The sequence below is a fragment of the Paenibacillus radicibacter genome (assembly GCF_024721995.1).
GTDB lineage: Bacteria > Bacillota > Bacilli > Paenibacillales > NBRC-103111 > Paenibacillus_AM > Paenibacillus_AM radicibacter.
In genome coordinates this window covers 24,228-47,232 of the sequence record NZ_JANQBC010000005.1, presented here as the reverse complement: position 1 = coordinate 47,232, position 23,005 = coordinate 24,228, and the positions used below count along the sequence as shown (strand labels likewise).

Annotated in this window: 23 protein-coding genes and 1 tRNA gene; 2 read left to right on the top strand and 22 right to left on the bottom strand. The window is 43.9% G+C overall.

Features of this window, described 5'->3' with window-relative positions; all coding sequences use genetic code 11:
* Positions 1 to 140: 140 nt before the first annotated feature.
* From secG to NV379_RS11925, 7 genes are all read right to left on the bottom strand, one after another.
* Entirely contained in the window at positions 141 to 380 is a 240-nt protein-coding gene (gene secG / locus NV379_RS11955) for a preprotein translocase subunit SecG (protein WP_258207548.1), read from the bottom strand.
* Between the two features lie 436 nt (positions 381 to 816).
* Entirely contained in the window at positions 817 to 2,112 is a 1,296-nt protein-coding gene (gene eno / locus NV379_RS11950; protein ID WP_258207547.1) for a phosphopyruvate hydratase, read from the bottom strand.
* A gap of 30 nt (positions 2,113 to 2,142) precedes the next feature.
* Entirely contained in the window at positions 2,143 to 3,681 is a 1,539-nt protein-coding gene (gene gpmI / locus NV379_RS11945; protein ID WP_258207546.1) for a 2,3-bisphosphoglycerate-independent phosphoglycerate mutase, read from the bottom strand.
* A 1-nt stretch (position 3,682) separates the two neighbouring features.
* Entirely contained in the window at positions 3,683 to 4,438 is a 756-nt protein-coding gene (gene tpiA / locus NV379_RS11940) for a triose-phosphate isomerase (protein WP_258207545.1), read from the bottom strand.
* Positions 4,439 to 4,462: 24 nt separating this feature from the next.
* On the bottom strand, positions 4,463 to 5,644 hold the full coding sequence (locus tag NV379_RS11935) for a phosphoglycerate kinase (RefSeq protein WP_258207544.1): 1,182 nt from the start codon (positions 5,642 to 5,644) through the stop codon (positions 4,463 to 4,465).
* A gap of 110 nt (positions 5,645 to 5,754) precedes the next feature.
* Positions 5,755 to 6,759, bottom strand: a complete 1,005-nt coding sequence (gene gap, locus NV379_RS11930; protein ID WP_258207543.1) for a type I glyceraldehyde-3-phosphate dehydrogenase — start codon at positions 6,757 to 6,759, stop codon at positions 5,755 to 5,757.
* Between the two features lie 75 nt (positions 6,760 to 6,834).
* The gene (locus tag NV379_RS11925; RefSeq protein WP_258207542.1) at positions 6,835 to 7,857 is read right to left on the bottom strand and encodes a sugar-binding transcriptional regulator; all 1,023 of its coding nucleotides are present in this window, start codon (positions 7,855 to 7,857) and stop codon (positions 6,835 to 6,837) included.
* Positions 7,858 to 8,081: 224 nt separating this feature from the next.
* Here NV379_RS11925 and NV379_RS11920 point away from each other — a divergent pair.
* Positions 8,082 to 8,153, top strand: a tRNA-Arg gene (locus NV379_RS11920).
* A 174-nt stretch (positions 8,154 to 8,327) separates the two neighbouring features.
* Complete coding sequence (clpP, locus tag NV379_RS11915; protein ID WP_258207541.1) at positions 8,328 to 8,912, top strand: ATP-dependent Clp endopeptidase proteolytic subunit ClpP; 585 nt, start codon at positions 8,328 to 8,330, stop codon at positions 8,910 to 8,912.
* A gap of 70 nt (positions 8,913 to 8,982) precedes the next feature.
* Here the strand turns inward: clpP and NV379_RS11910 are convergent, their stop codons facing one another.
* The 15 genes from NV379_RS11910 to hisJ all read right to left on the bottom strand — a co-directional run bounded on the left by NV379_RS11910 (position 8,983) and on the right by hisJ (position 22,998).
* Positions 8,983 to 9,759: a polysaccharide deacetylase family protein gene (locus NV379_RS11910; RefSeq protein WP_258207540.1), complete on the bottom strand. Its 777-nt coding sequence runs from the start codon at positions 9,757 to 9,759 to the stop codon at positions 8,983 to 8,985.
* Positions 9,760 to 9,793: 34 nt separating this feature from the next.
* Complete coding sequence (locus NV379_RS11905; protein WP_258207539.1) at positions 9,794 to 10,405, bottom strand: YkoP family protein; 612 nt, start codon at positions 10,403 to 10,405, stop codon at positions 9,794 to 9,796.
* A 37-nt stretch (positions 10,406 to 10,442) separates the two neighbouring features.
* A complete protein-coding gene (locus NV379_RS11900; protein ID WP_258207538.1) occupies positions 10,443 to 11,135 on the bottom strand; it encodes an ABC transporter permease in 693 nt (230 codons plus the stop codon).
* Positions 11,128 to 12,051 (bottom strand): ABC transporter ATP-binding protein, encoded by a 924-nt coding sequence (locus tag NV379_RS11895; protein WP_258207537.1) that lies wholly within the window; start codon positions 12,049 to 12,051, stop codon positions 11,128 to 11,130. The genes NV379_RS11900 and NV379_RS11895 overlap by 8 nt, the downstream gene beginning before the upstream one ends.
* 142 nt (positions 12,052 to 12,193) lie before the next feature.
* Positions 12,194 to 13,129 (bottom strand): HAMP domain-containing histidine kinase, encoded by a 936-nt coding sequence (locus NV379_RS11890; RefSeq protein ID WP_258207536.1) that lies wholly within the window; start codon positions 13,127 to 13,129, stop codon positions 12,194 to 12,196.
* Between the two features lies 1 nt (position 13,130).
* Positions 13,131 to 13,841, bottom strand: coding sequence for a response regulator transcription factor (locus NV379_RS11885; protein WP_258207535.1), 711 nt, complete (start codon positions 13,839 to 13,841; stop codon positions 13,131 to 13,133).
* 98 nt (positions 13,842 to 13,939) lie between these two features.
* Positions 13,940 to 14,209, bottom strand: a complete 270-nt coding sequence (locus NV379_RS11880; protein WP_258207534.1) for an HPr family phosphocarrier protein — start codon at positions 14,207 to 14,209, stop codon at positions 13,940 to 13,942.
* Between the two features lie 133 nt (positions 14,210 to 14,342).
* Positions 14,343 to 15,275: a DNA-binding protein WhiA gene (whiA, locus tag NV379_RS11875; RefSeq protein ID WP_258207533.1), complete on the bottom strand. Its 933-nt coding sequence runs from the start codon at positions 15,273 to 15,275 to the stop codon at positions 14,343 to 14,345.
* Between the two features lie 5 nt (positions 15,276 to 15,280).
* The gene (mgfK, locus tag NV379_RS11870; protein ID WP_258207532.1) at positions 15,281 to 16,270 is read right to left on the bottom strand and encodes a gluconeogenesis morphogenetic factor MgfK; all 990 of its coding nucleotides are present in this window, start codon (positions 16,268 to 16,270) and stop codon (positions 15,281 to 15,283) included.
* A 13-nt stretch (positions 16,271 to 16,283) separates the two neighbouring features.
* Positions 16,284 to 17,171 carry an RNase adapter RapZ gene (rapZ, locus tag NV379_RS11865; RefSeq protein ID WP_258207531.1) on the bottom strand — a complete coding sequence of 296 codons (888 nt, stop codon included), beginning with the start codon at positions 17,169 to 17,171 and terminating at the stop codon, positions 16,284 to 16,286.
* A 41-nt stretch (positions 17,172 to 17,212) separates the two neighbouring features.
* Positions 17,213 to 18,160: an ROK family glucokinase gene (locus NV379_RS11860; protein ID WP_258207530.1), complete on the bottom strand. Its 948-nt coding sequence runs from the start codon at positions 18,158 to 18,160 to the stop codon at positions 17,213 to 17,215.
* A 207-nt stretch (positions 18,161 to 18,367) separates the two neighbouring features.
* A complete protein-coding gene (gene trxB / locus NV379_RS11855) occupies positions 18,368 to 19,285 on the bottom strand; it encodes a thioredoxin-disulfide reductase (RefSeq protein ID WP_258207529.1) in 918 nt (305 codons plus the stop codon).
* A gap of 13 nt (positions 19,286 to 19,298) precedes the next feature.
* Entirely contained in the window at positions 19,299 to 21,041 is a 1,743-nt protein-coding gene (locus NV379_RS11850) for a tetratricopeptide repeat protein (RefSeq protein WP_373426108.1), read from the bottom strand.
* A 75-nt stretch (positions 21,042 to 21,116) separates the two neighbouring features.
* The gene (locus NV379_RS11845) at positions 21,117 to 22,070 is read right to left on the bottom strand and encodes a ribose-phosphate diphosphokinase (RefSeq protein ID WP_258207527.1); all 954 of its coding nucleotides are present in this window, start codon (positions 22,068 to 22,070) and stop codon (positions 21,117 to 21,119) included.
* Between the two features lie 121 nt (positions 22,071 to 22,191).
* Positions 22,192 to 22,998, bottom strand: a complete 807-nt coding sequence (hisJ, locus tag NV379_RS11840; RefSeq protein ID WP_258207526.1) for a histidinol-phosphatase HisJ — start codon at positions 22,996 to 22,998, stop codon at positions 22,192 to 22,194.
* Positions 22,999 to 23,005: the final 7 nt, after the last annotated feature.

The window sequence follows — 23,005 nt, the reverse complement described above, 5'->3', positions numbered from 1 at the left end:
AATATTCACCAACAATAACCCAAATATGCACATCCTTATCAGTATGACCGAAAAAGCATACAAAAAAACAGCGCGCACCCAATTGTACGCCCTGTTTATCTTTGAATTCTCGTAACGCGAGAATAAGTATGCCTATTAAATTACGAACTCTTCACGATAAAAGCTACTACGATGGATAGGATGAAAAATGCTCCTGCAATCCCCATCGTCAAGCGCTGTAAGAACAAATCTAATCCGCGAGCTTTTTGTTTACCGAACAAATGCTCAGCACCACCGGAAATTGCACCGGACAAACCTGCACTCTTACCTTTTTGAAGCAACACGACTACGATCATAGCAAGCGAAGCGATTACAAGCAAGATTTTCCAAAAAAGTTCCATATCTACACCTCAATAGTTATTATATCGATTTTAAAAATAACGCAAATCTAAATCTACGATTATAAAAACATGTACCATTTATTTTATCATAGTTAGGCGGTTGTAGCAACAGGATAAGGGGAAATTGGTTAAAATTAGACTTCCATTTGAAAATAGTACGGTCACTGCGGTGAAAGTATCACTTCCGGTCTCCGTGAAATCGTAAACTCTGAATTTATTTTATGGTATGTTTACTCTTTCAAAGTCGAACGCTCCGCTCCTTCCAGTGATACTTCCCCCTCCGTTTGCTATTTTCCTTATCTTGTCCTTTAACACACTACAACCACCAAACCAAACTCAACAACCCCAACCCACAAAACAAAAAGCGGCGACACAAGCCCTGAAGGACTTATGCGCCGCTTTATAGTTAAACCAAGCGAGTTAATTCAGGGATGAATTACTTCGCGAAGTTTTTCAAGTTGTAGAATGCTTTGCGACCAGCGTATTGTGCTACATAAGCCAATTCGTCTTCGATACGAAGCAATTGGTTGTACTTAGCTACACGGTCAGTACGGGACGGAGCACCTGTTTTGATTTGTCCAGCGTTAGTAGCAACCGCGATGTCAGCGATTGTGCTATCTTCGGACTCACCAGAACGGTGGGAGATAACTGCTGTGTAACCAGCACGCTTAGCCATTTCGATTGCATCGAAAGTTTCAGTAAGTGTTCCGATTTGGTTAACTTTAACCAAGATGGAGTTACCGATACCTTTTTCGATACCCGTGGAAAGGCGCTCAGTGTTCGTTACGAACAAGTCGTCACCAACTAGTTGTACTTTGCTTCCTAGTTTGTCAGTAAGCAATTTCCAACCATCCCAGTCATCCTCAGCCATACCATCTTCAATTGTGATGATTGGGTATTTTTCAACCCATGAAGCTAGTAGGTCAACGTATTCAGCGGAAGTGTAAGATTTACCTTCGCCTGCAAGTACGTATTTACCATCTTTGTAGAACTCAGTGGAAGCAACGTCCATACCTAGGAATACATCAACACCTGGCTTGTAACCAGCTTTTTCGATTGCTTCTAGGATTGTAGTGATTGCTTCTTCGTTGGATGTAAGGTTAGGAGCGAAACCACCCTCGTCACCTACAGCTGTGTTAAGGCCTTTAGCTTGAAGAACTGCTTTAAGGCTATGGAAGATTTCAGCACCAGTACGAAGTGCTTCTTTGAAGTTTGGAGCACCAACAGGAAGAACCATGAACTCTTGAACATCGATGTTGTTGTCCGCATGCTCACCACCGTTGATGATGTTCATCATTGGAACTGGAAGTTGCTTCGCGTTGAATCCACCAAGGTATACATATAGAGGAATGTCCAAAGCTTCAGCTGCAGCGCGTGCTACTGCCATAGATACTGCAAGGATTGCGTTAGCACCTAGTTTACCTTTGTTTGGAGTTCCGTCGATTTCGATCATTTTGTTGTCGATACCTACTTGGTCAAGAGCGTCAAGACCAACTAGTTCAGGAGCGATAATTTCGTTTACGTTCTCAACTGCTTTAAGAACACCTTTACCTAGGTAACGGGACTTGTCACCGTCACGAAGCTCAACAGCTTCATGAGCACCAGTGGAAGCGCCTGATGGAACGATAGCGCGGCCTACTGCGCCGGACTCAAGGTAAACTTCAACTTCTACTGTAGGGTTACCGCGGGAATCTAATACTTCGCGTGCGTATACTTCTGAGATAATTGTCATGAATGAACACTCCTCGTTATGTTTATTAATTTATTTTTTAAGGATGGTAGCACCTGTCATGTCAGATGGTTGCTCAACTTGAAGTAGATCAAGCATAGTCGGAGCAATGTCTGCCAAGATGCCGCCCTCTCTTAATTGTACATTGTTGCTAGTCACAATGAAAGGAACCGGGTTTGTAGTATGCGCTGTATGCGGTTGTTCCGCGTCATCACGCACGATTTCAGCGTTACCGTGGTCAGCTGTAATGCAGACAACGCCACCTTTTGCAAGGATCGCTTCCACCACTTTACCAAGACACTCATCTGTTGCTTCAACAGCTTTGATTGTTGGCTCCAGCATACCGGAGTGACCCACCATGTCTGGGTTTGCAAAGTTCAAGATGATCATATCTTGACGCTCTGCTTCGATTTCTGCCACTGCTGCTGCTGCAACTTCGTAAGCACTCATCTCTGGTTGCAGGTCATAAGTTGCTACTTTTGGTGAAGGAATCAAGATACGTGTTTCGCCTTTTAGCTCCTCATGGTTACCACCAGAGAAGAAGAACGTCACGTGCGGATACTTTTCGGTTTCCGCAATACGAAGTTGTGTTAGTCCGCTATTAGCAACCACATCACCTAGCGTATTTTTCAAATCCTTCGGACCGTAAGCAATCTTGCCGTTTACTTTATCGCTGTATGTGGTCATACATACGAATGTAAGCTCAGCCGGGTAGTTTGCACCACGATCAAATCCATCAAAGCTTGAAGATGTCAGTGCTTCAGATAACTGAATCGCACGGTCAGGACGGAAGTTCACGAAGATCATGGAATCACCAGATTCAACGCGAGCAACAGGCTCACCATCTTCACCTACAATAACAGTCGGTTCAATGAATTCATCGAATACATCTTTTGCATAAGAGTCTGTAACGACTTTAAGTGCATCCGTGCTTTGTGGACCTTCGCCACTCACCGTTGTGCGGTAAGATTTCTCAACACGCTCCCAACGCTTATCGCGGTCCATTGCATAGTAGCGACCTTGAACGGATGCAATTTTACCTACACCGATCTCAGCTAGTTTCGCTTGCAATGCTTCCATATAACCTTTACCAGAATCAGGCTTCACATCGCGTCCATCCATGAATGCATGGATGTAAACTTCTGTTAAGTTTTCTTTCTTCGCAAGTTCCAGAAGAGCATACACATGATTAATATGCGCATGCACACCACCATCAGATAGAAGTCCCATAATATGAAGCTTCTTATGGCTGTCGCGAGCAGAGCGAATCGCACCTAATAATGCAGGATTCTCGAAAAACTCACCCTCACGAATTTCTTTGGAGATACGAGTTAGATCTTGATATACGACGCGACCTGCACCGATGTTCAAGTGACCTACCTCAGAATTACCCATTTGACCTTCTGGTAAACCCACCTCTTCTCCACAAGCTGTTAGCGTTGTGTGAGGGAAAGTATTCCAATAACGATCAAAGTTAGGTTTATTCGCTTTTGCTACTGCATTTCCATGAACTTCGCCGCGAAGTCCCATTCCATCGAGAATAATAAGCGCAACCGGTTTCGGTCTAGCCATATTATTTCGCCCCCTGAACAAGCTGGATATAAGAATCAGTTTCTAGAGATGCACCGCCAACAAGCGCACCATCAATATCAGATTGACCCATATATTCAGTTACGTTTGCTGGTTTTACGGAACCGCCGTATTGAATGCGAATCACATCAGCAACGCTGCTATCATATAGGGATGCTACTAGGCTACGGATGTAAGCAATAACTTCATTCGCATCTTCTGAAGTAGAAGATTTGCCAGTTCCAATCGCCCAGATCGGCTCGTAAGCAATAACAACTTGTTTTGCTTGCTCAGCATTAAGACCGTTAAACGCAGCTTCAGTTTGCACTTTACATACGTCTTTCGTTTGACCTGCTTCACGCTCTTCAAGCTTTTCACCCACACAAACGATTGGTCCAAGACCATGTTTGAATGCAGCATGAACTTTCTTGTTTACGATCTCGTCAGTCTCTGCAAAGTAAGCTCTACGCTCAGAGTGACCGATGATTACATAGTCAACACCAAGGTCTTTAAGCATAACACCAGAGATTTCGCCAGTGAATGCGCCATTGTCTTCGAAGTGCAAGTTTTGTGCACCGATTTTAATGGAAGTGCCTTTAGCTGCTTCTACAAGTGCAGGCAAAGCTGTGAAAGGTGCACAGATTACGCTCTCTACGCCTTCAACCTCTGCTCCGCCTTTAACGCCGTTAAAGAAAGTAACTGCTTCAGAAACAGTTTTGAACATTTTCCAGTTCCCTGCAATAATTGGTGTTCTGCTCATGCGATTCAAGTCCCCTTTTCGTTTCTACTTATCGTTTAGTGCTACTACGCCTGGAAGTGCCTTGCCTTCCATGAACTCTAGGGATGCACCGCCACCTGTGGAGATGTGATCCATTTTGTCCGCAACACCGAACTTCTCAACAGCTGCAGCGGAGTCACCACCGCCGATAACTGTGTAACCATCTGTCTGTGCGCAAGCATCTGCAACTGCACGTGTACCGTGGGAGAATGGTTCGATTTCGAATACGCCCATTGGTCCGTTCCATACAACAAGCTTGGATTCTTTGATTGCTTTAGCAAAGATTTCACGGGATTTCGGTCCGATATCAATACCTTCCCAATCCGCAGGCATGTTATCAATGGATACGATATCCGTGTTCGCAGAAGCACTGAAGTCATCCGCAACAACGATATCTACTGGTAACAATAGATTAACGCCTTTTTCTTTTGCTTTATTAATAAATTCAAGAGCAAGATCAAGCTTCGTGTTATCTACAAGAGATTTACCGATTTCATGGCCTTGAGCTTTGAAGAACGTATACGTCAAGCCGCCGCCGATAATAACGTTATCAGCGATCTCAAGCATTTTGTTAATGACATCAATTTTATCTTTAACTTTGGAACCACCAACAATCGCTGTGAACGGACGAGCTGGGTTATGAAGTGCTTTACCTAGTACATCCAATTCTTTTTCCATCAACAGACCAGATACTGCTGGCAAGTGATGAGCGATACCTTCAGTGGAAGCATGCGCACGGTGCGCAGCGCCGAATGCGTCATTCACGTACAGATCCGCTAGTTCTGCGAAAGCTTTTGCTAGTTCTGGATCGTTTTTCTCTTCGCCCGCATAGAAACGAACATTCTCAAGCAATAATACATCGCCGTCTTCCATGGAAGCGATTTGTGCTTTAACTGTTTCGCCAATTGCCTCATCTGCTTTGATCACTGGCTTGCCAAGAAGCTCGGAAAGACGTGCTGCAGCAGGAGTTAGGCGTAATTTTTCTACAACTTCACCGTTAGGACGACCCATGTGGGAAGCAAGAATCACTTTCGCGCCACGTTCGATCAAATATTGAATCGTAGGCAGTGTTTCACGAATCCGTTTGTCATCAGTAATTTTACCATCTTCTAAAGGTACGTTGAAATCAACGCGCATAAATACTTTTTTACCGGAAACTTCGACATCGCGAACGCTCTTTTTGTTCAATGGAAAATCCTCCTAGGGATGGTTTTATAGTTAAGCTTATAATTAAAGAGAGAAAGAGGAGAATCGCTTCTCCTCTTCAATTTTCGTGCTTATATAGTGGCTTGCTCTAATTATAGACCTTTTTTAGCAACGTAAGCAGCTAGGTCAAGAACACGGTTGGAGTAACCCCACTCGTTGTCGTACCAAGATACAACTTTAACCATGTTTCCGCCGATTACCATCGTTGTCAAAGCATCGATAGTGGAGGAAGCTGGGTCGCCGTTGAAGTCGCTGGATACCAAAGGCTCTTCTGTGTAGTTCAAGATACCTTTCATTGAACCTTCAGATGCTGCTTTCAAAGCTGCGTTAACTTCTTCAACTGTAACGTCTTGCTTAAGTTCTACTACCAAATCTGTAACAGATACGTTAGGAGTAGGAACGCGCATGGACATACCGTTTAGTTTACCTTTAAGTTCAGGCAATACAAGGGATACCGCTTTAGCAGCACCAGTTGTAGTAGGGATGATGTTTTGAGCTGCTGCACGAGCACGACGCAAGTCTTTGTGCGGCAAGTCAAGAACGTTTTGGTCGTTAGTGTAGGAGTGAATTGTGTTCATCATACCTTTAACGATACCGAATTTGTCATTCAATACTTTTGCAAACGGTGCTAAGCAGTTCGTTGTGCAAGAAGCGTTAGAGATGATTGTGTGGTTAGCTGCATCGTATTTATCTTCGTTAACGCCCATAACGATTGTGATATCTTCGTCAGTAGCTGGAGCGGAGATAATAACTTTCTTAGCGCCACCTTTAAGGTGCATGGAAGCTTTGTCTTTCGCTGTGAAAATACCAGTGGATTCAACAACGATTTCAGCGCCAACTTCAGCCCAAGGAAGTGCTTCAGGGTTACGCTCAGCAAATACTTTGATGGATTTACCGTTTACTTTAAGTTCGCCTTCGCCAGCTTCTACAGTTGCATCTAGAACGCCGTGAGTTGTGTCATATTTAAGCAAGTGCGCTAGCGTTTTAACGTCAGTCAAGTCGTTGATTGCAACAACTTCAACCTCGTTGTTAGTTAGTGAAGCGCGGAATACGTTACGTCCAATACGTCCAAAACCATTAATACCGATTTTTACCATGAAGATCGTCCTCCTAGATAAATGCAATATATTTCAAGATGTACATAAGCACATCAAGATGACAAGTTTACGTTTTTAAAAATGTTTAATAATTTCATTAGCGGCTGCTTCGTCCGTGACAAGAATGTCTTCGTGACCGAATCGCAGTACCGAGGCAATTGCCTCCCCCTTACTCTTCCCACCAGCAACGCCGATGACAATTTCAGTTCGCTGAATATCTTCCAGCTGCAGTCCAAGTGTAGGCATCTTATGGACAACCGCACCACTTCTGTCAAAATAGTAACCGAATGCTTCCGCCAGCGCTCCTGCCTGTTGCAAGTTTGCCGTCGTCTCCAGGTCCACTTTTCTTCGTTTAGCCATTATCATAGCATCCCCGATTCCGTGAACAACAATACGACACTTTCGGACAAAATCAATGATCTCCTTGATGCTAGCCTCTTGCATGAGCGATTGATACGCTTCTTCACCAAGATCATCAGGCACATGTAGCAGTCGATACTGCCCGCCTGTTTTCTTCGCCATTTCCGAAGCAATCGTATTCGCCTGCATCTCCACGCTTTCACCAAGTCCGCCCCTTGCAGGTACGAACCAAGATCCTTTTAGCGGAGCCGAGGTTACGAGCTGACTTGCAATACCTGCCATGGTTGATCCACCGGTTACAGCAATGATGTCATCGTTCGTTACATTTTTACGAAGCACAGCTGCTCCGGCAAGACCCAGTTCTCTTTTTGTAAAAGAGGAATGATCTGCGTCCCCTGCAACAATGACGACTTGCTTCAGATTAAAGGCCGAGCGAATTTGCTCTTCCAGGTCGGTTAAACCGAACACTTCTTTAATCAGTGGTTCCATGCGCTCAAGTAACTGTCTCCCGACTTCCGATACGCTCATTCCACTCGCTTCAATTTCGATTAAGCCATGTGACTTTAAGAAATCAATTTCACCGCGAAGGACACGTTCGGTCATATCAAGTGACAAGGCAAGAGTCCGCCTGCCAATACTGCCCGAGACCATAATATGGTGCAGCACGGTATACCTTTTTTTCATTACTTCTAGAAAATCCGGCATGAGCTGCCTTTGAATTTCAAGGATATCTCTCATTTACACACCTGCTGCTAGGACGTTTTATGTCCCATCGGTTCATTTTGAGTCCCACTCGACTACGTTTTTTATTATAACGCTAAATGAGAGAGGAAGCAACTGTGCTTAGTCACTTTTTTGCCACATATCCTTCTATGCTTTCAAAATGGGCTTTGATTTATTCCTACGGTATTGATTTTTTATCTACAGTAGCCTATAATTACTCATGCTGCGCTAGACAATATGCGCCCGTGGTCCAATGGATATGACGTAGGCCTCCGGAGCCTGAGATCGAGGTTCGATCCCTCGCGGGCGCGTTAATAACTACATATACACAAGCAAGAAGCTCCTTCAATTGAAGGAGCTTCTTTTTATTTTTTCATATCCACTTTGACGTTGTTTGACCTTTGTTGACCTTTACTATATTTTGGGTTATGATAACAGAAACAAGAACAATATATTTAATGTTAGGTATTTAAGGAGGTAAGGATATGAGTGGTTTTATTCCAATGGTAGTTGAACCTGATGCAAGGGGCGAACGTTCCTATGACATTTACTCTCGTCTATTGAAAGATCGCATTATCTTTCTAGGCTCTCAAGTAAACGATCAAGTAGCGAACTCCATCATTGCACAAATGTTATTCTTAGCTGCACAAGATCCGGATAAAGACATCTCGCTATATATTAATTCCCCAGGTGGTTCTATCACTTCAGGAATGGCGATTTACGATACGATGCAATACATCAAGCCGGATGTATCCACAATTTGCGTAGGACTCGCTGCTTCCATGGGTGCATTCTTACTTGCTGCTGGTGCGAAGGGCAAACGTTATGCACTTCCGAATGCAGAAGTGATGATTCACCAACCACTTGGTGGCGCTGAAGGTCAAGCTTCCGATATTCAAATTCGTGCGAACCGTATTATTAAAATGCGTGAGAAGCTGAACACAATTCTTGCTGAGCGTTCCGGTCAACCGTTCGAGAAAGTAGACCGCGATACAGACCGTGATTACTTCATGTCTGCAAGTGAAGCAATGGAGTATGGCTTAGTCGACAAAGTGATCGAAAAGCTATAACTACATTTGGATATGAATGCATAAACAACAAACAGGCTGCTTGCGAACATGCAACAGCCTGTTTGTTATTTCATCTCATTACAGAAGATTTATATGACTTCTTCGTAGTCGATGTACCTTCACGGTACCTATCCCGTTCGGATGGCTCCAGCATCTCATCCACTCTGACACAGGAATACCCTTGTTGGTGGACTTCCATAAGGACGGCATCAAGACCCGCAATCATCTGTAGCGGAGCATCCGCATCAGCACCGAGTGTCTTACCCGAATCATGCAGCACAACGATCGCACCTGGTTTGATTCGTCCTAGCAGCTTGCTTCTCAGTCTTTCTGCTGTCGTAGATCGCTTCCAATCCCCCACAATGACCGACCACAACACGATGCGATAGGTGCTTCGCAAGTGATAGTTGAAGAGATCGCCGAGATTCAGAAGCCCCCAGGGTGGCCGGTAGAACGTTGGTCGTTCACCGGTAATCCGCTCCAAGATGTCTGCCGTAATATCAATCTGTCCCCGCTTTATTTCACCAGGTGTCATGATCCAATTCGAGGTATGCGTATAATTATGGATTCCGATTTGATGACCCTCTTGATGCATGCGCCGGATCACATCCGGGTACTTCTCCGCCTCTTTACCTAGCACGAAGAACGTTGCTTTCACCCCATGCACGTGTAACAGATCCAGCAATCTAGGCGTGTACGTAGGATTAGGACCGTCATCGAACGTGAAGGCCACCTGGCGAGCTGCCTTTCCTCTACGTATAACGACGAGCCCACATATTCTTGTGATGACGAACGGTATCAGCATATAAAGTACAATTCCAAGTACAACAAGTTGCAAGACTGACATACATCATGTCCCCCTTCCCAGCCATAGATGAAGCTTACGTGTAAATCACTCTCAGATTCTTATCCTTGTCCTTCTCTGGGAACCGCTCGAATAACCCTTCCTGTGAAATGATGAGCATCCTCGGCTCCAGCTTCTCCCCCGCTTGCTTCATGCGCTGCTTCCCTTCAGGATGCAAGATCCGGAGCAGAAACCGAAGGTACACCTTCATAAAACCCTTAGCCCATCTGGACTTGATCGGATGCTGCTCAAAGCCTAATCCGTGGATAATTCCACGATGGAGCAGTGTAATACCGGTTAGGGCTTTCACTTTGGCAAGCTCCGGTGATGTCTGCATCGTATAGCTAATCTGCTTCATGTCGCGACGCAGCATCCGTGCTGTCATGATGCCCGCTCTATCCGGTCCTACGGTCCGTGATAACTCAATCACTTGTTGATTATCTAAATGCAGTTCCCCGATCCAATCGCCTGATTCAATTTGTTGGCCATCATAGCATCGAATACGCTTGCCATAATGTCTTCGAATCACAAGTTTACAAACCCCGAACCGCCATATCGATTCACTACGAAATCTCGTAACTACATCAAAGATATTCTCCCACATCATCCACAAGGATTGCGCCACGATCTTCCCATACGATGTTTCCATAACTTCATCCCTCTCGCATTTAAAGTAACGTGACGATCTAATTAATATCGATTTGATCAATTTTACGAATCGCCATGTAGCCAATCGCCGCACCGACAATCGCAAGCCCAATAGGAATGATAATAATATCGTTCAAGTTAAAACCACCATTATTCGAACAGGTCAACAAGACGATGATGATCGAAGATACAATAGTTGTAGGAAACGAATATTTACGCATGCCGAAATAAAGAGGAATAAGTGCCATAAAGCTTGCTGCTAGCGCATTAAAGCTTATTTTAACAGCCTGTTGTAACACAAGTGTCATCGTCAGTTCTCCCGGCACTAAATGCATAAATGTGTTTACGATAAAATACAATGTACTCAATAAAATAATAGAAGCTAAAACACCTACGAATGTGAAAATAATAATGACAATAAGCTTAGCAGCAATGATTTTCTGCCGTTTGATCGGATACATGAATAGAACCGTAATCGTCTTACTATTAAATTCATCGATTACCAATCGTCCCAGCAAGACGGCAGCAAAAATAATAAATGTCGCTCTCGCAAATACATCGACCATGGAAAACACCACATTAAAATCTCTAAATATGATCGTACCATCCAGCTCCGGCGTATAGCTCATTAATATCATGAACCCAAAAATAAACACATTGGCGATTGCAGCTGCGCGAACATACCCCATCATTTTGAATTTATGTAGTTCTAGCTTCATCAATTTAAGCACGTACGCCACCTCCATTTAGCACCTGCATGAAGTAATCCTCGAGCGAGCTGCTCTGCTTATGAATCGAGTCAATAACGACATCACTAAGAATCAATACTTTGGTAATCTCACTTTGTGGAATATGTTGGTCATAGATCCGAATGAACTGATTATCAATCACCCGTATATTGCTTAATTGAAGTTTCTCCGACAAGACGTAAGCTGCTTTGCTGCAGTCGTTTGTTCTAATCTCAATGTAATTCGTCGTTTCCTCATGAATTTCTGCCATTGTAATTTCCCGTAGCAATCGACCGCCTTGAATGACACCGACGGTATCCGCGATTTGCTCGATTTCACCTAGAATATGACTGGATATGAGAAGCGTCGTCCCATATTCCTTGCACAGCATACGAAATACGTCGCGCAGTTCCCTGATCCCAATTGGGTCTAACCCATTAATCGGCTCGTCGAAAATAAGCAGCTCTGGCTTCGTCGTAATCGCACGCGCGATGCCAAGGCGTTGTTTCATACCTAGAGAGAATGTTTTCACTTTCTTCTTCCCCGTATCGACAAGATTCACAAGCTCCAGTGCTTCATCAATCGACTTCTTATTGTAATAACCCATATACTCGCAGTGCAGCTCCATGTTTTCACGCGCCGTGAGTTTATCGTAGAAGACCGGATATTCGATGATCGTCCCCATACGACCCAATAAATGGTATGAATTTGGTGTTAATTTTTCGCCGAACACTTCAATCTCGCCACTCGTCGGCTTCACAAGATTAGTCATCATTTTCATGGCCGTTGTTTTCCCTGCGCCATTGGGTCCAAGAAAGCCATAAATTTCACCTTTTTTTATATTCATGTTGACGTTCGAGACAACCTCTTGGCCTTGAAAGGCTTTCGTTAATCGATTCGTTCGCACCATATACTCCATATCGTTTTCCCCTCTCGCTCTCTCTCATAACTTCATTTTACAGGACGTCATTCTCATTTTTCTTTCGCATTTCTTACGAAATTCTTAAGTTCTATTTCACACAAAAAGCTCATGGAATGGTAACGAGATATCACTCCATGAGCTAATACTGCACTTTTTTCAATTTAACGGTAAATACCGTAAGCTCACCCGGCTTGCTGCGAAGATGAATAGAACCACCCATGCTCTCCACTAATCGCTTGGTGATTGTAAGACCGAGACCACTGCCTTGGTAGGACTTATTCCTTGAATCTTCCAGTGTATACATGCGTTCGAACACATGATCAATGTGCATCGCATCAATGCCTTTCCCGCGATCCCAGATGTCCACGTAGACCAATGATTGATCTTCACGCAGTGTGAGTCCAAGCTGTTTGCCAAGACTTCCATATTGAATGCTATTGGAAATTAGATTGTTAAGCACACGATGCAGGGCTTCATTATTCCCAAATCCATAAATAGGATGATCCGGAATGTCAATATGAACTTGAAAGCCCTTCTCTGTCAAAATATCATAATACTCCAGTATCGTGCTGCTGCAACGTTCATTCATTAAGATCCGTGACATCGGAAACTCGGTATCTCCCGATTCTAGCTTGGCCAAATCGAAGAAATCATGAATCAAGGCGAGTGTCTCTTTGGTTTTCTCATAGACTTTACCGAGTATACGCTGCCTTTCTTCAGCTGGTATATTCGGATCGTGATATAAGATTTCAATGTAACCAAGAACGACGGTTAATGGTGTCTTCAGATCATGCGAGATGTTCGATACCATCTTCTTCATTGAAATTTCCATCTTGGTATAGTCAGAATAAACTTGATGCTGCGACGCGAGCAATCGATTGATTTCCATCAGCAGAGATTGAAGCTCGCGATCTCCAGTGAACAGTAAGAGCTTCTCATTGGACGCAACTTGAGAAATACGCTCGATTTCGCGGCGCAAATGCTGCATTTGCTTCCTATAGCTTAAGCGGGAATACGTCTGATAACATATAATACCTATCAAGATAACGATAACTGCAGCAAGAATATATACCATCCTAACCGCCTTCCCACTTATAACCAATGCCCCATAATGTTTTAATATATCGCGGTTCTGACGGGTTATCTTCAATCTTATCTCGCAATCGACTCATATGTACATTAATGACATTCTCATCGCCATAATAATCATCATTCCATATTTGACTATAGATTTGTGCCTTCGTATAGACACGATTCGGATGCGCTGCAAACAGTCTAAGAATTTCGAATTCTTTTGATGTCAGCTTAATTGGCTCTTCCTTCTTGAAGACCGCAAAGCTCTTCAGATCAATCTCCAGATCCCCCATCATTAGCATCTGCTGCATGGGCTCAGGCTTACTATCCACCTTCGCATATTGCGTCGCACGCCGAATCATCGCTTTAATTCTCGCTGACAATTCAATCATGGAGAACGGCTTTGCGATATAATCATCAGCGCCAAATCCTAAGCCTAACGCTTTATCGATGTCGCCATCCTTCGCTGATAGAATGAGAATCGGTACAAGACTGCTCATCCGGATTCGACGAATCACTTCCATCCCATCGATCTTCGGCATCATCAAGTCCACCATTATAAGATCGAATTGCAACTCTGTTTGCTCAAAAACCATCAAACCTTCTTCACCATCACGAGCAACGGTAACGGCGTAACCTTCCTTCACCAAATAATTCTCGACCATCTCCACAATAGCCTCGTCATCTTCTATTATAAATATCGAATGCTTCATCGCTTACGACCCTTTCCATCTCATTCTATGTCTACCGAGCTCTTGGTATAGTTAAAAAGCCGCTGATTCATCAGCGGCTTTATTGTTTAGAACTTGTCTTATTGGTTGTCCAATTCTTCTTTGCTAACCAAAGTTGTAAGAGCTGTTACAGCTTGTTCAGCATCAGAACCTTCTGCAGAGATGGTAACTTCAGTTCCAGTGGAAATTGCCAAACTCATGATACCCATGATGCTCTTGGCATTCACTTTCTTCTCGTCCTTCTCAACAAAAATTTCAGATGAGAACTTATTCGCTTCTTGTACGAATAATGCAGCAGGCCTTGCATGAAGACCGGTCTTTAGTTTCACAACGACTGGGCGTCTTGACATCGAACCAATTCCCCCTTTTTTCTCTACGATTTATTATATACAAATTTTACCATTGATACCAAAAGAAAACGCACTCAATTAACATTATTATACCATTTCACGAACAATTAAACTACTTTTTTATACGACTTCCCTATTTTATCCCACGAATTCGATCTGCAAGTTCATCTAGCTTGCGCAGTCGATGATTGACACCTGACTTACTCACTTGACCTTTAAGCAGATCGCCTACTTCTTTAAGATTAATATCGGGGTTCTCTAAGCGAACTTCCGCTACTTCTCGTAGTTTATCAGGTAAAGTATCGAGCCCCAGTTCTTTTTGTATGAGTCGTATGTTATCGATTTGACGCACAGCAGCGCCAATCGTTTTATTCAAATTCGCTGTTTCGCAATTGACGATTCGGTTCACAGAATTGCGCATGTCCTTCATAATCCGAACATCTTCAAATCTGAGCAGAGCTTGATGAGCACCGATAATCGATAAGAATTCGATAATCTTCTCACCTTCTTTAATATAAAGAACAAACCCTTTCTTCCGTTCAATAAATCGCGCATTGAGATCAAATTTATTCGCTAGATTGGTTAGTTCTCCACAGTGCTCCTCATACATCGAGGAAATTTCCAGATGATACGAAGAACCTTCTGGGTTATTAACCGACCCGCCTGCTAGGAACGCACCGCGGAGGTACGAACGCTTGCAGCACGTACTGCGAATAATGCTATTATCGATCCCGTCCGTAAAAAGAAACCCTTCCGAGACAATGAATAATTCTTTGAGCAATATCTGTACCCCGTTAGGTACACGCACGATATATACATTGTTTTTCTTTAGACGCATCTTTTTACGAACAAGCAATTCCGTATGCAAGCCATACAATTTCTTCAGAAGGGAGTAGATTCTACGAGCGATCGCGGCATTTTCTGTTGAAATATCAAGAATAACTTTCTGATTCGTGATTTGCACAGAACCATTCATGCGAATAAGTGCTGAAAGCTCTGCTTTCTCACAGCAAGCATCACTCTCGACAAGAGTTAGCTCCTTTTTCGTTTGCGCCGCAAAGGACATCCATCTCACCCCTTTCTTAACATCCAACTTTCGACAATCTGATAAATATGGTCGCTTAATTTGGCAGCATCATGACGTAAGTACGTCCGGAATAGAACAAGACGATCCGCGATCACCTCATAGCCTCGCTTCTTCACTTCTTCTAAGTCTAGATGAACCGCTTTTGCACCTTTTTCCGCATATTTATCTTGTACTTGTGGAGGAATTTCACCATTGTTCACAATCACATAATCGAATAGATGATGACCGACATGTGCATGAACAGCTTCTAGATGATCACTTACCGTGTAGTTATCCGTTTCACCCGGCTGTGTCATCACGTTGCAGATGAACATTTTGACCGCATTGGATTTCAGAATTTCTTCCGCCACATGCGGGACAAGTAGATTCGGTAATATACTCGTATACAATGAACCTGGACCACACAATATTGCATCTGCCTCACGAATCGCTTGAAGCGCTTCAGGTAACGGCTGCACATCAGCTGGTTCCAAAAAAACACGTTTAATACGGCTGCGAGCTTCAGGAATTTTGGACTCACCTACAACCAAAGTGCCATCCTCCATCTCAGCATTAAGAATAATCGCTTGATTCGCCGTTGGCAGCACACGGCCCCTCACAGCAAATGCACGCGACATCTCCTTAATCCCTGTGACAAAATCACCTGTTATATCTTTCATCGCAGCTAATATTAAATTACCAAGCGAATGTCCTGCAAGCCCAGTCCCTTCTCGGAACCGATACTGCAGCATCAATGAAAGAAGCGGCTCAACATCAGCAAGTGCTGTGAGCACGTTTCGAATATCTCCCGGAGGAGGCATACCTAACTCTGACCGCAATACGCCTGAACTTCCTCCATCATCAGCAACCGTTACGATTGCTGTAATGTCGAGCGGCTTTTCTTTTAAACCACGCAACATGACAGATAAACCCGTTCCACCGCCGAATACGACGATCTTCGGTCTAGGCATCGGTCCGTAGCCTCTACTTGACATAAGTTTCACCCTCTTAATGACGATCCCGTTCCGCATCACGATGACTTACTCTTACGACTTCCGTCTCAGAGGAACTTAGCATCTTGCCTAAGTATTCAGCAATGGCAACGGAGCGATGCTTGCCTCCTGTACATCCAATACCAACAACAACCTGGCTCTTGCCTTCTTTTTTGTACTGTGGCACTAAGAACTGAAGCATATCCAATAGTTTTGCTAAAAACTCTTGTGTTTCATTCCACTTCATTACGTAATCATACACTTCTTCATTCTGACCCGTCTGCGGTCGTAAATTCTCGACATAGTGCGGATTGGGCAAGAAGCGAACATCGAAGATCAGATCTGCATCGATTGGGACACCATACTTAAACCCAAAAGAGATCACATTTATGGATATGCGATTGGCATCCAGATTGGTGAATCGAGAGAAAATACTTTGTTTCAGCTGTGCAGGTTTTAATGAACTCGTGTCAATCACTTGACTCGCTAAACCTTTAAGCTCCTCAAGTAGCTTGCGCTCAGCATGAATACCCTCAAGTGGCAATCCATCCTTCGCAAGTGGATGACGACGACGTGTTTCTTTGTAACGTTGAACCAAGGTTCCATCCGTGGCATCTAAGAACAGAATTTCATACGTGATCGTGTAATTCTCACGAACTGTACGCAGCGACTCATGTAGCGCTGTAAAGAATTCTCTTCCTCTTAAATCAATGACAAGCGCTACTTTGCCAATTTTACCTTGGGATTGTTCAATTAGCTCTGCAAACTTCGGAATCAATACGGGTGGCAAGTTATCCACACAGAAGAACCCTAAGTCTTCAAAACATTGAACAGCAATGGTTTTACCTGCCCCAGACATCCCCGTAATGATAACAAGCTTGGCAATCGTGGATGTGTTATCCATGGTTAACCCTCTCCCGTTAGGTCAATCACTTCGACCTGTTTCTAGAATAAATTCAGACCTGCCGCGCCAATGCAACCAGCATCATTACCAAGTGTAGCTGGAACAATATCAACGTCTGCTTTAAGTGGAGCAGGTGCATATTTATCAAATGTTTCACGAACTGGTACAAACAATAGTTCACCTGCGTGTGAAACCCCGCCGCCTACAATAAAGCGCTCTGGATTAAGCATCGCAGCTAAATGCGCCATGGAGCGTCCCAAATAGTAAGCCGCACGACTTACGATGCGTTGTGCAGTTTCGTCATGCGCACTTGCTGCCTCAAACACATCTTTCGCTGTAATTTTCGGCAATAGTGCTAGACTTGTATGTTCACCGCGTTCAACCGCATTTTTCGCCATACGGATAATTCCTGTTGCAGAAGACACCGTTTCTAGACAGCCAAACTGACCACAAGAACACTGAATAGCTTCAATATCAGGCACTACACTCATATGACCAAGTTCCCCAGCCATTCCTTTAAACCCTTGATAAATACGACCATTTAGAATAATACCGCCGCCAACGCCTGTACCAAGCGTGTAGCATATCAAGTTGGAGATGCCTTTACCTGCGCCACCCCACGCTTCACCAAGCGCAGCAACGTTCGCATCATTATCAATCTTCACTGTTTTACCTAGTTTTTCTTCTAGGCTTTTTTTGACAGGGACATCGCGCCAACCGAGATTTGCTGACAATTCTACAATCCCTTCACGAATATTGAGGAAACCTGCAATTCCTGCTCCAACACCCGCAACTTGCTCCCATGCATATCCAGCTTCTTCAACTGCTTTTCTGCAATAGTCTGCGATACGATCCAGCACAGCTTCTGCGCCTTCTTCGGATAGCGTTGGGCCTTCATACTTATGAAGTAGTTGCCCGTTCTCGTCGCAAAGTCCTACTTTAATACTCGTACCACCGAGATCAACGCCAACGTAAATCTGATTTGCCATTCCAAGTCACCTCAAAGAAAAGTGTTTTTGTTCAAAAAAATATCCGGGTACCGTTTACACAGTCAACTATAAGCCAACCCTGTATCAAGGTCAAGGATATCCAAATGTGTCTATGTTTACAATGATCTACCTACAAACCAAAGCCACCATCTAATCTATACGAAAAAAGAAAAGCTCCTATTCGGAGCCTTATCGAATGCTTATCATTTACGCTTCAAGGAATCTTTCGCAATCAAGTGCAGCCATACAACCACTACCTGCTGCTGAGATCGCTTGACGGTACTTGGAATCTTGTACGTCACCACAAGCAAACACACCCGGGATATTCGTTTCGCTCGAACCCGGATTCACAATAATGTAGCCTTGCTCATCTGTCGTAATTTGACCGCCGAGGAATTTTGTATTTGGTGTATGTCCAATCGCTACGAAAATACCGTTAGTCTCGATTAATTCATCTTCGCCAGTCTCATTATTGCGAACTTTTAGAGCAGTTACACCCATGCCATTTGCTTCAACAGCAAGCGGGGTTTTGTCCAAGTTCCACGTAATTTTCGGATTGGAACGTGCACGGTCTTGCATAATTTTCGAAGCACGAAGTTCATTTCTACGGTGTACAAGTACAACTTCTGAAGCGAATTTCGTTAAGAAGTGTGCTTCTTCCATTGCAGAGTCTCCACCGCCAACTACGATGATCTTCTTATTACGGAAGAAGAATCCGTCACAAGTTGCACATGTGCTCACACCACGTCCTACGTTCTCACGCTCATTTTCAATGCCTAAGTATCTCGCTGAAGCACCTGTTGAGATAATAACGGACTCCGCTACAAGCTCACCCATACCTTCTACTTGCAATTTGAAAGGACGGCTGCTTAGATCAACAGAATTTACCCAACCTGTCTTAAACTCAGCACCAAAGCGCTCCGCTTGTTTACGCATGTTCGCCATCAGTTCTGGACCCATAATCCCATCAGGGAAGCCTGGGAAGTTTTCCACTTCTGTTGTCGTTGTTAATTGTCCGCCTGGTTCTGGACCTTCAATGACAAGTGGATTTAGGTTCGCACGTGCTAAGTAAATCGCTGCTGTAAGTCCAGCAGGACCTGTACCGATGATAATGGATTTATACATAAGGCGTTCCCCCTTAAATATCTAGATACTTAGGCCATAATGCCGCCATTTTTTGTTTAAGACCACACACTTCATCAATTAGCTTCACGTTCTTGCTTACCGTCGTGACAGTCGTGCCATAACGATCTGCTACTTCTTGATACGTAATTGCTTTACGATGCATTTTGGCGATCCAATACTCAAGTGCAGCAGACCAACCTTCAATCTTCGCAATTCTCGGCGTGTTTGGATATACCCGTGATAGAAAATCTACCCATAGTGTTTCCAAATCATGCTGTTGTATCAAATCATACCGTTTATGCATTTGTTTATAAGCAACTTCCATCACAGTCTGCCATTTAGGCTCCCATACCGGTAAGTTAAACCCAGAAGAAGCATCCGTTACTTCTTGTAAACTGCCATCTAGATACGCTTTAATCGGACCTTCCACTCCAATGGAGCGAAGGACGAACAAAGCGGCTTTCTTCACAGCATCCTCTTCATCAGGTTCGAGAACAAACTCAAGTAATGCAGCTCGCACTTCCTTGTCTCCAATGAGACCAAAAGCTTGAATGACCTGCAACTTCGTATTCTTATCCCCATGTCGAAGTCCCCAGAAGAAGGAGGAGCGAACGAGTGGATCCTCTTTAAGATGCTCAGCAACACCACTAGATGCCTTCTCAATGAGACGGAATTGCTCTTCAAATGGAAGGTGATAGTGATAGTGCAGCTTTCCTAGACGACCTGCCTCAAGCTCTTTCATTTGCTGCAAATAAAAAGGTGCAACATCCGATTTCGGATCCAGCTTCTCTGCTTGCAGCCACAAGCGCTTCGCTTCCACATAATATCCAATATTGCTAGCAGCTACTGCTGTATAATGATAGAGGCAAGGATCATCATTTCCCTCACCATACTTTAATAGTCGCTTGAATAAGGAATAAGCCGTCGCATGATCCCCTAGAATTCCCATCGTCGTCGCCAATTTAAACATATGGTCAGGATGTAGTGGCACCATATTTTGAAGCATTTGCAAGATCTCGCGGACTTCCGCTTCTTTTCGTAAATGCTGACTAAATATCGCCAAGTTACATAGACCATGCAGATTGCCAGGCTCAAGTGTAAGTACTTGATGAATCGTATCGACCGCTTGGTCGAATTGACCTGTGTAATAGTAAGCCAGTGCCAAATTGTTGCGCGCCGCTAGAAACTCAGGATCTTTCTCTACGATAGCTTCCAAAGTCCGAAGTGCTTCACCGAATTTACCCGCTTCCAATAGTTCACGAGCATGGTCGTGTTCGAACAACCCTTCTCTCGCTTTGATACGGGTGACCTTAGGTGCACGCTCCAGTTCATAAGTTAGCATCTCCAGCATCTCTTCAGACTCATCAAGATATAACCCTTTCGGGTCATTCTCTAGGTACTGAATGATCGCCTTTTCTGCTAAATCAAATCGTTCCATATTTGAATAATTATTCGCCATATAGAAATAACACTCAGTCGCGGCAGGATCAACTTGCTCAACGACTTGTGTTAGTACTTGGTTCGACTCTTCATATTTACCCATTTCAGACAACACACCAGCCAAGTTGTGATAATTGACTGGGTTGTCTTTTTCATACTCAACGGTCCGGCGAAAGTACTTGAGTGCCTTGTCATAATGATATCGATCCAGGGATTGTACAGCCCTCTCGAAGAAGAACGTGGCATCCATACGAACGGGTATTACATTTGTGTTTGTTGTTGCAGCATTCGCGGTGACACGCTTTTTTCTCATCACAAGACACCTCCATAACTTTCCAATATACGTCTTTTAGTATACCATACACCTTTCCCTTGTAAAATCAGCTAAGTCTTAGATACCGCCGTATTTGAACAAGGAGGAGATGGATCCACCATCATTAATAATGCGGATTGCATCACTTAATAGCGGTGCAACAGATAGAACTTTGAAGCGTTCAGGATATTCAGAGCCAATTGCTAAGGAATCCGTGATGACAACTTCTTTAATATTCGGATGGTCAAGACGTTCTAATGCTGGTCCAGAGAATACAGGGTGAGTTGCGCATACATAAGCATCCTCAGCACCGCGTTCTTTTAGCCCTTCAACAACATTTACGATCGTTGATCCAGTATCAATCAAATCCTCAATAATAATCGGCGTACGGCCCTTAACATCACCAATTACGTGTGTAATAACGGATTCGTTATGCTCAGGACGCTTCTTAATCATAATCGCAAACGGAGCGTCAAGTATGTTCGCCATTTTCTCAGCTGTCGTTGCACGACCCGCATCCGGAGATACGATAATTGGGTTCTTGATATCTTTCTTGCGGATGTAATCCGTAATTAGATCAAGTGCAGTTAGATGATCAACTGGGATGTTGAAGAACGCTTGAATCGCCGGCGCATGCAGATCAATTGTGATCAAGCGGTGTGATCCTGCAGCCACAAACAAATCAGCCATTAGTTTAGCAGAAATCGGTTCGCGCGGAGCTGCTTTTCTTTCTTGACGGGAGTAACCATAATAAGGAAGGACCAGGTTGATAGTTCTAGCTGATGCTCTCTTCGCCGCGTCCATCATAATTAACAATTCCATCATATGTTCGTTAATCGGGTGGGAGAATGTTTGTACCAAGTACACGTCACAATTCCGAATGCTTTCCTCATAACAGCAGTAGATTTCACCGCTCTTGAAACGGGATAGTTTAATTTTACCTAGCGGTTGTCCTAGTTCGTCACAAATACGTTTGGCAAGGTCTGGATTGGAAGACCCGGAAAAGATTTTTACTTGGTTTTGGGATGTCATGGTTACCTCCGAAAAATAGATTCCGCACGAAAAGTCCTCCCCTTCTTGTGGGAAGACATTATTCGAGCTTCAATGTCAGTTCGTGTCACTTCACATTTATTATACATGAAAGTCAAGGAAATTAAAAAGGAAGTAAAATCCGACTTCGTGAGCAAAATGTGGCAAGTTCCGTAAAACCGATTTCTTTTAAACATTTTTGTGCAACTTCTAAGTTCTCAGCTAACCGCTCAGGCGCATGAGCATCCGAGCCCATCGTAACAGGAATCCCGATCTGACAAGCATATTCCAACAGGTCACGACTCGGGTACATCGAATTTACCTGATGTCGTAATCCGGAAGCATTCACCTCAATTGCCATATTATTGTCTTTGATGATACCCAGCGTTTCCCTTTCAAGTGCCAACATATCTTCGGCCGGCTTATAGCCAAAACGCTTGATCATATCGATATGTCCAAGAAAATCGTACAAACCACTCTTTGCAGCCTTTTGCACAGCATCATAATACTGACGATACACGACATTCACATCCCGATTGTCCCACTGCGCTAATTGTCGAAAATCAGAGACATCCCATGTTCCTAGAAAATGAACCGAACCAATCACATAATCCCATGGATACGCCTTAATAATACGCTCTATCTGCTGCTCATAGCCTTCGATATAGTCCCCTTCTAGACCCACACGTATATCGATTTGTCCCTTGTATTTTTCTTTGAGATGAAGCGCTTCTTCCACGTATCGCGGCAACTCATCCATTGCCATCGCCATCTCAGGTAAGTATGTAGCTGGGTCTACATGCAAAAGCGGCATGTGATCGGACAGACCAAGCTGATCAAGTCCGATCGCGATGCCGCGTTCAATGTACTCTTCCAATCGACCAACGGCATGACCGCAGCGCTCATGATGAGTATGATAATCAATAAACATATCTAGG